Raw genomic sequence first — 13780 nt, forward strand, 5'->3', positions numbered from 1 at the left:
TGCTAGACCCTCCCCAGCCCGATGTCCCCGCTGTTCAACCCCAACGCACTGAGCGCTCCCCCACGCGCCGCCGCGGCGAGCCGCTCCTTCTGCGCGAGATGCGCGAGATAGAGCTCGGCCCCGCGGTGGCCGGCGGGCAGGTCGCTCACGGTGAGCACCTTCAGCCCGATGCTGAGGGATGCGCGAATGGGGTTGAGGTTGACGTCGAATGCCGATTCGTTGATGGACAGCTCGGTGATGCGGACCGGCATGACGCGCTTGCTACCCCAGGTGAAGAGGGTCAACGGCATCTCGATCGGGCTGATCTCGATGGTCCCCTTCTTGGACAGCCGCATGGCCTCCCGCAATTTGGCGGTGGTCGGCTGCACGAGCATTTCGAGCGTCGCGAGCTGCGGGTGTATCCCGTCGGGCGCGGCCACCTCGAACTGATCGGTCGCGTCGATCTCCGCCGTGAACTTCCACGTCTCCTGGGCGGGGCCCTTGAGGCGGAGCGCCTCGTTCTTGTCCCCGCTTCCGCTGCCACCTCCGCCGCTGTCGGCTTGGTCTCCGGCGGATTGGGGGGAGAGGGAACGTTCTAGGGTGTCGGGGTTGAACTGCAGCACGATGATGCGTTGGGGGGTGCCGCGGTCGGGATCGACGAGGACGATTCCGGAGCGGATGGGCTTGGGTATGTCGGGGTAGCGGGTCACAGGCGGGCCTCCAAGCGCTCAATCAACGGGGAGAAATCATCGTCGGGAAAAATAGCCGGGAGCACCTCAAAACCCTGTTCGAGGGTCTCCCCGATATCGCTCATTCCTGGGTCGGCGAGCGAGACGTCCGCAAATAGATACTGCCAGCCACGTAGCCCTTTGGTCAGGAGCACTGCTTCCTGGTATTCAACGAACGCCAAGTCGAGTTTCGTATATGCAACCGGATAAGGCGGGGTCTCCATGATCGTAAGGTCATGGAACCAAACCTCCAGCGACTTCCTCACCGGAGTCATTCGAATACTGGACATGTAGCGGGGGGTCGACACCTGAGCCATATCGAAGGGGCGAAGTTGCGAGACAAACTCTCGATGAAACGAGTCCTCCATCATTTCGGCGGCTGGGTCCGGCCCCATGCCCAAGATTTCAACCGGTGACGGCATGTAGAATTCACCACAAATTCCCGGAAGTGGGTCCGATGATTCCCAGTAAGCGGACACACTGGTAAGCGATAGGGCTTCATCGATCATCCGTCCATCCAGTTCAACTTCTTCCCAATCGGAATTGAAGTGAGAAAGATCTTGGAGATTCTTGAAGGACAGCGAAGGCTCACCGTAAGTCACGTTTGCGACATTCAGCTTCCTGTTTCGGGTGAGCTGGCCGATCAAATCCCTGTAGCTGGACTCCAGCTCATTTGAGTAACTCATTTCCTCTACCTTGTCTACTGGAAGGTGAAGCGCCCCTTCTTGTTATGCTTGGTCATTCTTTCGAGGTATTTATCCAGATCGGCGAGCCCTTGTCCCGCACCTTGCCCAGGAACGCGATAGGCGCGGAGTCTCTTGCCGACATCTGCCATGTCACCGAAATCGCTCCGTGCCCGCTCGTAAAGGATTGCATCCACCCACTCCGAGGGAAGCCATCCCAGGCCGGCCACTTCTTTCCTGCTACATGTGTTGATGTTCGGTATCTGTCTGCGGACCGAGGGGGGAGGGTCGAACGTGGGCAGTGCCTTGGAGTCTTTTTCGTCAACCGTCCAGTCGCCCCTCTCCTCTCCCGAAGCCCGTTCTTTCCGCTTGTAGACACCCCATTCGGCACTCATGGTCTCGGGGAATCCCCGGGGGTACACGTCATCGTTGTATCCCATCCCCGGCGCGGCACCTTTGTACAAAGTCAGGGTCACCTCGTACCAGCCGGGAACATGCTCGGTACCAGCGAAGGGTATCCCGAATTTCTTGGCCGGCGTCGATTCGAAATCGCTATAGAACGGCTTGTTGATGTGATTGTAGGCGGGTATGAAGTTTGACCCTTCCTGCGGCCCACCGAGTTCCCTGGGGAGCAGGTGCATTGCGTCCCACTGGAAGTACGATCCCCTATAATCCTGGAGATTGGCCGCATCAATATGACTCCACCCCACTATGCCCTGGCGTTTCCCGGTTCCTGGGGCCGGCTTTCCGTTGATCTCCGCCCATCCCGGGTTGATGAAGTCCCGTTTGAAACCCTTGGGGTCAACTCCGTCTGCGAAATTGTTCGCGTCGGGCCGCGGGAGCTTGTGCTTGTGCAGATAGTCGTTCAAGCCCTCCTCGCTGTAGTCGATCACGTGCTTCTTCGGGTTCAATATGGCCGTGATCTCGGGGTCGGGACTACCCGCCGTGATCAGACCCGTGAGTCTGTAGTGCCGACGAAGGGCATCACGTAGTCGCGCGTGAGAATCTCGCGGAATTCCCGGCTCAAGGCGATCCTTCAGGATTCGGCGAATTCTCCCGACAATCTCGTCTAGCCGCTTGTCCTTGGACTGCTCCTCTTCCTTCTTGTGCCTGTCCTTGTCCGGCTTGGACTTGGGCCTGCCCGGCCCGCTCTTGTCGGGATGGGGCTTGCGCTTGTTGGGGCCATTCTTGTTCGGCCGCCTGCCAGGACCGTCCTTGTCGGGTTTGGGCTTTCGGGTACCTGGCTTGTCGCCGTCCTTGTCCGGCTTGGGCTTCTTGCCGTCGTCTTCCTTCGGCCTGGTGGGCTTGTCGCCGTCCTTGTCCGGCTTGGGCTTGGTGGGGTCCTGGTCCTTGGGATCCTTGGTCGAGGGCTTGTCGTCGTTCTTCGGCCTGTCCTCGGAGCCCTTGTCGTCCTTGGGGCTGCCCGGGGTTTTGTCGTCCTTGGGGTTGGGCTTTGTCTGCGGCTCGGGCTTCGGCTTGGCCGGGGGTTCCGGCTTGGGCTTGGGCTTTACCGTCGGGGTCGGGCGGGTGTCCGGGCGGTCTTCCTCGGGCTTGGGCTTGCCGTTCTTGTCCTTCGTCGTGGGGGCAGGGGCCTTGGAATCAGGTGTGGGCTTGGGTTTTCCGGGGGCGTCCGGCCTGGTGGGTTTGGTTTGTGGGTGCGATTGCGTTGTGGGCTTCTTGGGCGTCGGTTCGGCACCCGGTTTCGGCTTCGTGACCGTTGGCGTCGGGCGCGTCGTTGTTTTCGGTGAGGCCGGTTGTTCGGGCTTCTCGTCGGGCTTCGGCTTGCCGCCCCGACCGTCCGAGCCCTCCCCGTCCGCACCGCCCTTGCCCCCCGCTCCGTCCTTCCCACCCTTCCCCTGGCCCAGCTTCGCGGCGATGTTCTTGAAGCGCCGGCCCACCTTCGCCACGTACTTGCCGATCCCCGACAGCAGCGCCTGGTAGGCCAATTCGAGGAGCGCCACGATGCCCGCCGCGACCGCCTTCGCGAAGAGGATGCCCGCGCCGCCCATGCGGACGACCTTCAGCCAGTCGAGGACCGCGCCCATCGCGCGTAGGATCGCCCCGAGCGAGCCGATGGCCGTGCGGATCGCGTCGATGACGGCCATCACCCAGCCCGCGCCCGGGATCAGCTTGGCGATGACCTTAGTGATGACGATCTCGCCGATGATGAACGGGAGTTGGGGGACGATCGCGTCCCACGTCTCCTTGACGATCTGCTCCAGCGTGAAGCCGCCCTTGAACAGCTTGTCCAGGATGGCCTTGGGGACGCCGATAATCTCCTGGATCTTGGACTGGAACCACTCCTTGACGGCCGACTTGACCTCACGGAACAGGTGGTTCTTCGCACCGTCCACCGCCGAGTTCTTCGCACCGCTCAGCCAGCCGCCCGGGTCGGTGAGGAAGTCGACAGCGATGAGCATGAAGTCGCCGAGCGCGCCCAGCAGCTTGGACGCGAAGTCCAGGACCGCCTTGACCGCGTCCACGACGGCCTTGACGACGTCCATCAGCATCTTCTTCAGGACGTCCAAGATGCTGCTGAGCAGCTTGCCGAGGGCGTTCAGCAGATCGGTGATGGCCTGCTTGAGCATCGTGGCGAGCTTGTTGACGAGGGCGATCGCAGCGTTGATCAGGCCCGTGATGAAGTTCCGGATGCGCTTGGCCAGGTCGATGACGGCCCGCACCATCGCCTTGGCGAACTCGATCAGGTCGTTGATGAAGTTCTTGATCGCGTCGACGATCGCCTTGCGGGCATCGTTGATCCAGCGCTCGACGGTCTCCTTGAAGTTCTTGATGAAGCCAACGACCGCGTCACGCGCCTCCTTGATGACGCGGACGATCGCGTTCTTGATCTCGATGACTTTGTCTTTGATCCAGTCGAAGGCCTTGGAGACCCAGTTGCCCGACTCCTGGGCGCTGTCGTCGCGCTTCTTCTCGGCGTCCCGTTCGGCCTGGTCGCCCTTGTCCTGGATCTTCTTGTCGCTGTCGTCCTTCTCCTTGTCGACGTCCTTGTCGGTCTGCTCTTCCTTGTCCTTGACGTCCTTGCGGATCTTCTCGTGGCGCTCGGTCTTCTTGTCGCCGAGGGACTGGAGCTCCTTGTCCTGCTCCGTGCGCCAGTCCGCGCGCTTGGCGGTGACCTCCGTCATCGCCTTCTCGCGCTCGCTCGCCTGACTCTTCGTATTGCCCGCGACCTCGGCGTCGACCTGCTGCTTGTGCTTCTGCTGACCGTCCCGGAAGTCGCGGTCCTTGGTCTGCCGCCCCTCGGACATGCCCTTCTGGCCATCGGTGAACGCCGCCTGGAACTGCGGTCCGCGTTCGTGCTCGGCCACTTCCGACGCGGCTTCGGGAGGGACGGCCCCCGTCGACGCGCCGCCCCCTGGCGCGCCGCCGCCTCCACCGCCCTGCTGGCCGGGGACCTTCGCCTCCATCTGCTCCTTGGGAGCGTTCGGATAGACCTGGTCCTCGCCCATCCCACGGCCGGCGTCGTCACGGCCCGTGTTGACGGTCTCCTGGCCCTTGGTGTCGACGGCGGAACCCTGCTCACCGGCCGTCTGGTCGGCGGCACCCTGCATCTGCACGCCCGGCGCGTTGCCCGCCTGGGCCTTCTTGAGCGCTTCGTCCTTGGTCGGCAGGCCGGCGAACTTCGCGGCCAGCTCCTGCGGGTCCACTACGGGTTTGTCGGCGCCGAAGACGCTCGCGATCCCATTCACGATCTTGCCGCCGATGAAGCCCAGGGCCATCTTGAAGGTGTCCCAGCCGCCGGGCTCCTCAGCCTTCTCCGCCTCGATCTGGCCCTCGGGCGGCTTGTCGCCCGTGACCTTGGCGTCTTCCTTCTCCGGGGCCTCGGACTTCTGGGCCGGATCCTGCGAGTACTGGGCCGGGGCGTCGGTGTTCGGCTGGCCCTGGAGGGTCTGCGGGGCGCCCGCCGGGCGCTGCATCGACGGCGGGGCGGAGGCCAGCGACTTGTGTTCGTCGCCGACGGTACGGTCCACCGAGCCGCTCACGCCGGTCATGGCCTGCAGCGCCACATGGGGCTTGAGCTTCGAGGCGGTGGACAGGCCCGCTTCCGGGGACACCTGGGAGAGGTTCGGGGCCGGGCCGGAGCCCTTCTTCTTGCCCTTGGCGGGGGCGGACGCCTTACCGCCACCACCACCGCCAGCACCGGCTCCGCCACCGCCGCCGCGCGGTGTCTTGGCGGCCGGTGCCGACTTGGGCGCCGCGGCCTTTGCCCCGGAGGCGGCCTTGGGCGCGGGCGTCTCCTTCGGGGGCGCGGCCGCAGGCTCGGCGGTCTTCTTGGGTTCCGGGGCGGGCGGTGCAGCCTCCGCCGCCGGGGCCTCCGTACGCTCCGCCGGCGCGCTCTGCTCGCTCTGCGCCCCGCTGCTCGCCCCGCCGGGCGTATCCGCGTTAGACCCGCCCGTGACCTGCGTGTCCCGCGCGGGTGAAGGGGATTGGGCGTCCGCCGTGGGTTCGCTCTTGCCCGCCGGAGCCGCGTCCGCCTTCTTCTGTTCCTCCTTGGCCGCGGGCTCCTGCGCCGCCGCCTGGCTCCCCGCGGCCTGTTGGGACGCCTTCTCCGGCGCACCGCCCGACTTGTCGCCCGCCGCAGGAGTGCCCTTCTCCTCCTTGGCGGCCTGTTCCTGGACGTCGCTGCCGCCCTCGGACTTGCCCGCGGCCTCCTGCACCGTCGTCTGGGCGACGACGGGCCCCTCCTTCGGGTCGGTGCCGTTCTTAGGATCACGCGTCGCGCCCGGTCCCGGCCGACTCTCGGTGGCCTGTTCCACGTCGAGGCCGCCGAGCCCACCGGCTCCGGGAGCGCCTTCGTCCGCCTCCGCCGACGGCTCGGTGTCGGCGGCCGAGTCCGCGGTGTCCTCATCGGGTTCGGCGTCCGCCGCCTCGTCCTCGGCGTCCTCCGCGTCCCGTTCGGCCTGCACCTTGTCGGCCTTGGTCACCGGTGGGGCGGGGAACGACGGGGCGGGAGGGGTGGCGGACGAGGAGGGGTCGAGCGTGTCCGCGGTCGGTACACCGGACACATCGAGGTCCTGCTCCGGCAGGAAGTCCTCCGGCTGGAGCTTGATGTCCCAGGCGCTCTTCTCCTCGCCCCCGACCTCGACCTCCGACTCACTGCCGGAGCCGAACGGATCCTCCTCGGCCCGCTCCTCCGGGCCATCCAGATCCTGGGCACGCACGCCGTCGAGCGTGGAGAACGCGCCGGGCGACTGGGTGTCCTTGCCGGACACCGTCGGCGAACCCGTGGGTTTGTCCGCGCCCCGCTTGTCCTGCTGTTTCAGCTGCTGGCCCGCCACGAGCGCATCGGCCGCGCCCGGACGGTTCTTGGCCGCCGACTCCTCCTTGCTCGACGTCGCGACGCCCTGCTGGTCCTGCCCTTCCTTCCCCTCGCCCCCTGCCTTGCCGTCCTTGGCGTCCTTGCCCTTCTCGGAGCCCTCGGACTTCCCGCCCGAGGACGAGGAAGAGGACGACGACGGCTGCTGGGACGGGGACTGGGGCGCGGCGGCCGGTGCCGCCGAGGCCGAACCGCCGGACTTCCCACCCGACGCAGGGCTTCCACCCTCTCGCCCCCCGTTGGCGCCCGGCCGCTGCCCCTCGCTCCCGCCCTGGCCCTCCTGCTCGGGCGCACCCCCACCGTTCTGCGGCGTACTGCCCGGCGCGCCCTCCGCCGCGGGCTCGTCCTTCTCCGGACCCGGCGCGGGCGCGGGGCGCTGCTCCTCCTCGCGCCGCTCTTCCGCCCTCCGCCGCCCCGTCTCGCGCTCGAGCAGCAGCTCCTCGACCGGATCCGGCTCGACGTCCGGGGCGGCCGGCGACTCCCGCTCCAGGTCGTCGTCCGCCTCGATCTCGTCGACGAAGTCGAGCACCCGCTCGTGCTCCGAGCTGAGCAGCCTGGTCTCCAGGCGGTCGAGGACGGCGTCCTGCACCTCGTCCGGCATCCGTGCCAGTTGCATACGGGTGCGCTTGGAGCGGTCCTCGGGGTCGCCGCGCAGGGAGCGGATCACGCCGCCCGCGAGGCGGTCGACCAGCGTCGCCGGGTCGAGCTTCTCCATGCGGTTGCGGTCGGCGTCGACCGTGGCGTAGCGGAGCCAGCCCGGGGTCGTGGACTTCTCCGGCGCCACGCCCGCTTCCGGTTGCCCACCGCGGACCAGTTCCTGCGCCTTGCCCTCCGCCTCGCGCTCCATCGCGTCCTGCGGGAGGCTCACCGCGCCCAGGTCGCGGCCCGCGCGCAGGGTGCCGAGGCCGTGGGGGTTCTGGACGGTGTGCAGCAGTTCGTGGGCGAGGAGACGCCGGCCCTCCGCCGTACCGGGGCGGTAGGTGTTCTCGCGGAAGAAGATGTCCTGGCCGACCGCCACCGCGTCCGCGCCCAGCAGTTCGGTGAGGTGGCCGGCGTCGCGGTCGGTGTGCAGGCGGACCTGGCCGAGGTCGTGGCCGAGCTGTTCCTCGAGGTCACGCCGGACGCTCGGGTCGAGCGGCTGCCCCGCACCGCTGACGATGTCCTTGGGCTCGGGCGCACGGGCCTTGCCGGTCCGCTCCTTGCGCTTGCGGCGCTTGGCGGACTGGGACGCGCGGTCGTCCTGGGCGGCGGATGGTGTGTTGCTCATGTCCCCTCCCGCCCCCTTCCGGACAGGCCCGCGTGCACGGCCCGGGCCAGGGCCTCGCCCAGCCGGGCGGGAGAGGTGGTGGCGGGGAGCGGGGGCAGGTCGGACAGGGCCTCGATCGCCGTGCCGTCCCCGGCCGCCGCCAGCGGTACGCCGCGCTCCCGCACCAGCCGGGCCAGCTCCGTCTGGAACGCCGCCGAGACCCGGTCCGGGTCGATCCCGGCACCGAAGCCGGACAGCGCCAGCTCGCCGATGTCCACACGGACCGCACGCGGTTCATCGTTCAGACCCATCCGTGGACCTCCGAGGGCGTGAGCGAACGGTCCAGCTTCTGGTACTCGGTGCGCGCCGCCGCCAGCATGTGGCGCATCTGAAGGCGATCGCCCTCCTCGGCGGCCAGGAAGGCGCCCGAGAGCGCGATGTTGCGGATCGAGCCGCCCGCCACGGTGAGTTGAGCGAGGCGCTGGGGATCGATGTCCTTCATCGGCGCCTGGGCGGGGAGCACCCGGCGCCAGATCTCGGCGCGCTCGCTCTCACCGGGGAAGGGGAAATCGACGACGAAGCGGATCCGGCGCATGAAGGCCGGGTCGAGGGCCTTCTTCATGTTGGTGGTGAGGATGGCCAGGCCCCGGTACGCCTCCATGCGCATCAGCAGATAGCTGACCTCCAGGTTGGCGTACCGGTCGTGGCTGTCCTTGACCTCGCTGCGCTTGCCGAACAGCGCGTCCGCCTCGTCGAAGAGGAGCAGTGCGCCACCGCGCTCGGCGGCGTCGAAGACCCTGCGCAGGTTCTTCTCGGTCTCGCCGATGTATTTGCTGACCACCTGGGAGAGGTCGATGATGAAGAGATCCAGGCCCAGCTCCTTGGCCATCACCTCGGCGGCGAGGGTCTTGCCGGTGCCGGAGCCGCCCGCGAAGAGGGCGGTGACGCCGAGGCCGCGGCGGAGTGTCGCGGCGAAGCCCCACTCCTGGTGGACAGTGGCGCGCTGCCGCACATGGGCGACGACCTCGCGCAGGATCCGCGACTGGTGGTCGGCGAGCACCAGATCGTCCCAGGCGGCCTCGGGTTCGATCCGCCGGCCCAGCTCGTCCAGGCCGATGCGCGCCTCGATGAGCCCGGCGCGCCAGGCCAGTTCGGTGGGGTCGAGTGCGTCGGTGTCCGCGTCGGGGAGGTCACGGCGTACGGCGGCGGCCGCGGAGCGGATGACATGGGGCGGCAGCTGGAACTGGGCGACCAGCGACCGCAGATGGCCCTCCTGGATCCGCGGGATGTCGGCGAAGGCGTCCGCCCAGAGGGCGAGTTGTTCGGTGTCGTCCAGCCCGGGCACGGTGACGCGCTCGCCGCGCGGGCGGCCGGTCGGGCGCGGGTCCGGGCTGGAGACGACGAGGGGCACGGCGGCGGCGTCGATGAACGCGTCGGTGGCGGCAGTCTGTTCCCGGTCCATCTCGCCGACCTCCAGCAGGAGCGCGGCGGGCAGCAGGACGGCCTCGCGCTGCCAGAGGCGGGCGAGGCGGTCGCGCTCGGCCGCGTCGGTGGGGACGTCGTCCGAGGCCATGACGTACAGGGCGAGTCCGGTGCGGCGGGCGGCCGTGGCGGCGATGTCGGTACGGGTGGTGAGGTCGCCGCCGACGAGTTCGACGCGCAGCGGGGCCTCCGGGCGGGACTCGTTCCAGCCCGCTGCCACCCGGTCCGCCGCCCGGCCGTAGGAGGCGGGCAGGGTCCGCGGGGCCTGCGCACGGCGCAGCAGCCCGTGCAGCCGGGCGTCGAGGTAGGGCGATCCGGCCAGGAAGTGCAGGATGCGCTCGTCGATCCGCAGCCGGGAGGTGGTGAGCCGGGTCTCGTCGTCGAGCTCCGTCAACCGCCAGCGGCGGAGCGGGGACACGGGGGTGAGCGCGCTCCAGTGCGGCTCGTCGAGCGCGGCGAGGGCGAGCGAGAAGGTGGGGTAGGTACGCGTCGGGTCGCCGCTGGCGGCGGCGCACCGCGCGGCGGCGGTGGGGTCCAGTTCGGCCGCCGCCGCCAGCAGGACGAGCTGGCGCTCGAAGGTGCTGAGGCCGAAGCAGGCCACGAGCGCGTCGAGGGTGGCGGGGCCGGATATCGCCTTCCGGGTGGGGGCGGGGTGGGTGGCGGGGTGCTGCTCGCGGGCTCCTGTGGGGGGCGGCTTTGCAGCCGTGGCGAGGGCGTCGTCCGAGGCCGCGGAGGGGCTGTGCGTACGGTGCCCGTCGGAACGGGAGCTGTGGGGTGCGGGCCCGGCGGTCGTCGTCCGGGACCTGGTCCGTTGAGGCGTATGGCCGTCGTCGGCGGGGGTGGTGGGCTCGTCGGTGGTGGCATCGCGGGGTGCGGTGCCGCCGGAACGGGCGGCGCCGGGCCGGGAGCCGTTGGAGGTGGGGCGGCGGGCGTGGGCGTCGACGCGGGCCAGCACGGCCTGAACGGCGGCGGCCAGGGCCTGACCGTCCTCGGCCGCGCCGGAGTCCCCACCCGCGATGGCGCCCCCGCGCGTGCTGGAGTCTTCACCCGCGACAGAGTCCCCGTCCACGATGGCGTCCCCACCCGCGACGGCATCGGCGGTCGCCGATGCGCGGCCGTTCCGCGTACCCATGCTGTCGTCCACCCCCTTCTCCCCCATCGCGTGCCTCAGCTCTCCGTGTCCTCGGAGCGCCCGCCGTGGCGCCGGGGCGTGGCCTTGCGCGTACGGGCGGGCGAGGCGGAAGACTTGGCGGCAGCGGTCTTGGTGGTGTTGGCCGCGGCGGACTTGGTGGCGGCGGCCTTGGCGGTCTTGGCGGCAGCGGTTTTGGCGGCGGGTGTCTTGGCAGCGGCCGTCTTCGCGGCGGCGGAACGCTTCTTGGTGGGCTTGGCGGGTGCCGCCGTCTCGTTCTCCGTCGCCGCCTCCGCCCGGGCGGGTTCCTCGGGCCGCTCCGGATCGGCCCCCGGCAAGGTGGGTGGCTCCGGCGCTCCCGGCGCGCCGAAGGGCAGCACCCGCACCGTGGGCCGTTCCACCGGCTTCGCCGGGACCGGCTGCTCGCGCCCCTCGATCAGGACCAACGAGCCCTGGTAGCAGACCGACAGCACATACGGGGTCTGGTAGAGCATCCCCCAGAGCTTGGAGGTCTCGTCCACGTCCATCTGCGTCGGTGTGAAGCGCACCCGCTGCAGCGACTCGGCCAGGTCGCTGCCCGCCAGATACGGGCGCCGGGCGGCCTCCTCGATCACGTCCTTCGGCAGCATCGGTATCTCGTGCAGGGTGCGCACCACACTGCCGATCAGGCGCTGCCCGACCAGCTCGGACTCCTCCCCGTACGCGCTGATCAGGTAGTGCAGATCCATCGCCGCGGCCGGTCGCTTGAGCAGCGTGCCGTCCGAGGCCCGGGTGGGCAGGTCGGTGGCGCGCATGGAGGCGTTCGGGGTGACCTGGTAGAGGAAGATGTTGATGGTCGGTTCGGTGGGCGGCTCCGTCGGGGGCCTACGGGTGTCCACCGTGACCGCGATATCGATCTCGGGCCGCAGATTGTTCGCGATCAGCAGCGCGAGGGCCTGGGTGACGGTGGCGAACGCGAGTCCGTTGCTCATGGTGTCAGTCCCTCCTCTCGCCGCGTGCCAGGTAGTCGTCCAGGCTCAGCGCGGGTGCGCGCCGTCCCGTCGGTCCTGGGCGGGCGGCAGCGGCGCGGTCGGCGCCGGGCGGGGCGGCGGCGGTGACCTCCAGCCGCCCGATCTGGACATGCACCGTGCGCTGGGCGGTTCGGCCGCGGCGCCGCCCGGCGGGGAGCCGCGCGGCATCCCGGCTCATGGCGGCGTCGGCCGCGCGGGGCGGCAGTGGCGCGGCGGCCACCGCGGGCCACCCGCCTCCGGACGGCGGGCCGGGCCGGGGCCCGGCGGCGGCCGGTGCGGCGTCGGGCGCCGGGGACGCCGTGTCGCCCCGCCGGGTGGCCGGGGTGTCGGGGGCGGCCGGTTGCGGCCTGACGGTGATCTGGGTGCTGGGGAGCAACAGCGGTGCCGGGGCCGGGGGTTCGGCGTACCGCTCCACGTCCTCGTACGGTGTGCGCTCGGCGCGGACGACGGTGTGCCGGTCGGTCCTGACCTCGCGCTCGTACCGGACCACCTCCTGGTGGCGGTCGGCTCCGGGTGGCGGGGCCACCCGAGCGGGTGCGGGCTCCTCCGGCAGCGGCTGTTCTCCGCCCAGCGCCTCGATCCGCTCGTACGGGCCGGGCAGCCGCGGCCGGGCCCGGACCGGGCTGTCCCCGGCGCCGCCGCCCGCCGCCGGCCCGGGCGCGGGCACGGGGGCGTGCCGCGCGAGCAGCCGGTCGAAGAAGTCAGCCATCTGCGCACAGCTCCAGGTAGTAACGGCGCCGCAGCGGGCTGAGCGCCAGGATCTGAGGCTCGCTCCAGCCGTATGCGGTGGCGAGCAGGTGGACATCGAGGAGCAGGTCCCGTGCCCAGTGGTCGAGTTCGGCCCACAGGTAGGAGGCGATATCCAGCTCGGCCCGGGTGGCCTCACCGCATTCGGGGCAGGCGACGTTGAGCGTCACGTCGGCCGCCGGGTCGGCGTGTTCGGCGGCCTCGGCGAGCTTCCGCTGCACCGGCTCGGGCAGTTCGGCCATCGGGAGGCGGTCGGCCGGGACGGGCTGCCCCGCACGGTGTGCGGAGACCAGACAACGGGCGAGCAGGGCCCGCCGGGCGCGGACCGCGGCCGTGGACGCCTCGGCCGCCTCGCCGCCGTCCGCGTCCACGGGCCCGCCCCCGCCCATGTCCGCACCCAGGAGTCCGTCCCCGGGCCCGCCCCAGTCGCCCGTCGCACGACCGCCCGCTCCGGCCACCGCACGCGCGGCCGCTTCGAGGTCGGCGACGGTGGGCAGCCGGAACTCGACCGTCCACTCGCCCTCTTCCACCCGGAGCGGCCCGTCCCGCTCCCGCGGGCGCACCCCCAGGTCGCGGGCGTCGAGGTCGAACTCCATGGCCTCGCCGCACGCACCGCACTCGGCCCGGATCTGCATCCGCTCGCCGAAGAGCGCGCGCCGCAGGGCGTACAGGTCCGCCTCGCGCTCGCCCACCGGCAGCGACCGCAGTTCGTCCGCGGCGGACTCCGGGCGGGCCGCCCGGTGCAGCAGCAGGGCGCGGCCGGGGCCGTGGTGCGCCAGCCCCGCCTCCCAGATGGCCAGCAGCTCCGCGGGCCCCGTGTTCCCCATGTCTCAGGCCGTCCGCTTCCCGTACCCGTGACCGTCGCCACGCCGTAGCCGTAACCGTCGCCGTCCCCCGTCCCGCGTCCCGCGCCTACGCGGGGTGGGTGAACGAGGGCTCTTCCGGCTCCGGCACCTCGTAGTCCCGCTCCCAGCCCTCGCACTCCAGCTTCAGGCTCTGGATCGCGACCGCGTTGGCGTTGGCGTCCAGCTCGCCGAGCACCTGGTACTCGCTCGGCCAGGTCCGGTAGAGCTTGTGCGAGACGGCGACCTGGCCCGCCTCGTTGAGGACCTGGATGACGAGGTCCTTGCGGAAGTCGGCGAGCGAGACCTCGGCGCCGAGCCCCGCGCCGACCTGCCAGACCTTGTTGGCCCAGCGGTCGAACTCGGGGTCGTGGGTGACGCCGCGCTCCAGGGTGATCCCCTCGAACTCGGACCGGCCCGGGGACTTGCGGGGCGAGCTGGGGTCGCCGCCGTTGCGGTGCTTGACAACCTCGGTGGTGCGCTTGAGCGGACTGATTTTGCTGATGCCCGCGACCGTACGACCGTCCCAGAGGACCAGAAACTTAAAGTTCTTGTACGGGTCGAAGCGATGGGCGTTGACCTGGAACTCAGCCATCACA

The 13780-nt window shown here is 69.9% G+C and carries 9 protein-coding genes; all 9 read right to left on the reverse strand.

Annotation, left to right across the window (positions count from 1 at the left end; all coding sequences use genetic code 11):
• Window positions 1–2: 2 nt before the first annotated feature.
• On the reverse strand, window positions 3–689 hold the full coding sequence (locus tag CGL27_RS05985; protein WP_119985102.1) for a hypothetical protein: 687 nt from the start codon (window positions 687–689) through the stop codon (window positions 3–5).
• The gene (locus CGL27_RS49840; RefSeq protein WP_162952889.1) at window positions 686–1393 is read right to left on the reverse strand and encodes a hypothetical protein; all 708 of its coding nucleotides are present in this window, start codon (window positions 1391–1393) and stop codon (window positions 686–688) included. Before CGL27_RS49840 ends, CGL27_RS05985 begins: the two co-directional genes overlap by 4 nt.
• A gap of 14 nt (window positions 1394–1407) precedes the next feature.
• Entirely contained in the window at window positions 1408–7992 is a 6585-nt protein-coding gene (locus tag CGL27_RS05995; RefSeq protein WP_240450370.1) for a DUF4157 domain-containing protein, read from the reverse strand.
• Window positions 7989–8282 (reverse strand): hypothetical protein, encoded by a 294-nt coding sequence (locus tag CGL27_RS06000; RefSeq protein WP_078638820.1) that lies wholly within the window; start codon window positions 8280–8282, stop codon window positions 7989–7991. The genes CGL27_RS05995 and CGL27_RS06000 overlap by 4 nt, the downstream gene beginning before the upstream one ends.
• Window positions 8273–10612: an ATP-binding protein gene (locus tag CGL27_RS06005; protein ID WP_119985106.1), complete on the reverse strand. Its 2340-nt coding sequence runs from the start codon at window positions 10610–10612 to the stop codon at window positions 8273–8275. The genes CGL27_RS06000 and CGL27_RS06005 overlap by 10 nt, the downstream gene beginning before the upstream one ends.
• A gap of 8 nt (window positions 10613–10620) precedes the next feature.
• Window positions 10621–11553 carry a DUF4255 domain-containing protein gene (locus CGL27_RS06010; RefSeq protein WP_119985108.1) on the reverse strand — a complete coding sequence of 311 codons (933 nt, stop codon included), beginning with the start codon at window positions 11551–11553 and terminating at the stop codon, window positions 10621–10623.
• A gap of 4 nt (window positions 11554–11557) precedes the next feature.
• Window positions 11558–12301: a hypothetical protein gene (locus CGL27_RS06015; RefSeq protein WP_162952890.1), complete on the reverse strand. Its 744-nt coding sequence runs from the start codon at window positions 12299–12301 to the stop codon at window positions 11558–11560.
• Window positions 12294–13166 carry a hypothetical protein gene (locus tag CGL27_RS06025; protein ID WP_119985114.1) on the reverse strand — a complete coding sequence of 291 codons (873 nt, stop codon included), beginning with the start codon at window positions 13164–13166 and terminating at the stop codon, window positions 12294–12296. Before CGL27_RS06025 ends, CGL27_RS06015 begins: the two co-directional genes overlap by 8 nt.
• Window positions 13167–13251: 85 nt before the next feature.
• On the reverse strand, window positions 13252–13776 hold the full coding sequence (locus tag CGL27_RS06030) for a phage tail protein (protein ID WP_078638825.1): 525 nt from the start codon (window positions 13774–13776) through the stop codon (window positions 13252–13254).
• Between the last annotated feature and the right edge of the window lie 4 nt (window positions 13777–13780).

Source organism: Streptomyces sp. 11-1-2, from assembly GCF_003595545.1.
Lineage (GTDB): Bacteria > Actinomycetota > Actinomycetes > Streptomycetales > Streptomycetaceae > Streptomyces > Streptomyces hygroscopicus_B.

Bases quoted from the DNA above. Each gene is read 5' to 3' on its own strand.
- CGL27_RS06005 (WP_119985106.1), bottom strand. From the start codon at position 10,612: ATGGGGGAGAAGGGGGTGGACGACAGCATGGGTACGCGGAACGGCCGC.
- CGL27_RS06015 (WP_162952890.1), bottom strand. From the start codon at position 12,301: ATGGCTGACTTCTTCGACCGGCTGCTCGCGCGGCACGCCCCCGTGCCC.
- CGL27_RS06010 (WP_119985108.1), bottom strand. From the start codon at position 11,553: ATGAGCAACGGACTCGCGTTCGCCACCGTCACCCAGGCCCTCGCGCTG.
- CGL27_RS05995 (WP_240450370.1), bottom strand. From the start codon at position 7,992: ATGAGCAACACACCATCCGCCGCCCAGGACGACCGCGCGTCCCAGTCC.
- CGL27_RS06030 (WP_078638825.1), bottom strand. From the start codon at position 13,776: ATGGCTGAGTTCCAGGTCAACGCCCATCGCTTCGACCCGTACAAGAAC.
- CGL27_RS49840 (WP_162952889.1), bottom strand. From the start codon at position 1,393: ATGAGTTACTCAAATGAGCTGGAGTCCAGCTACAGGGATTTGATCGGC.
- CGL27_RS06025 (WP_119985114.1), bottom strand. From the start codon at position 13,166: ATGGGGAACACGGGGCCCGCGGAGCTGCTGGCCATCTGGGAGGCGGGG.
- CGL27_RS06000 (WP_078638820.1), bottom strand. From the start codon at position 8,282: ATGGGTCTGAACGATGAACCGCGTGCGGTCCGTGTGGACATCGGCGAG.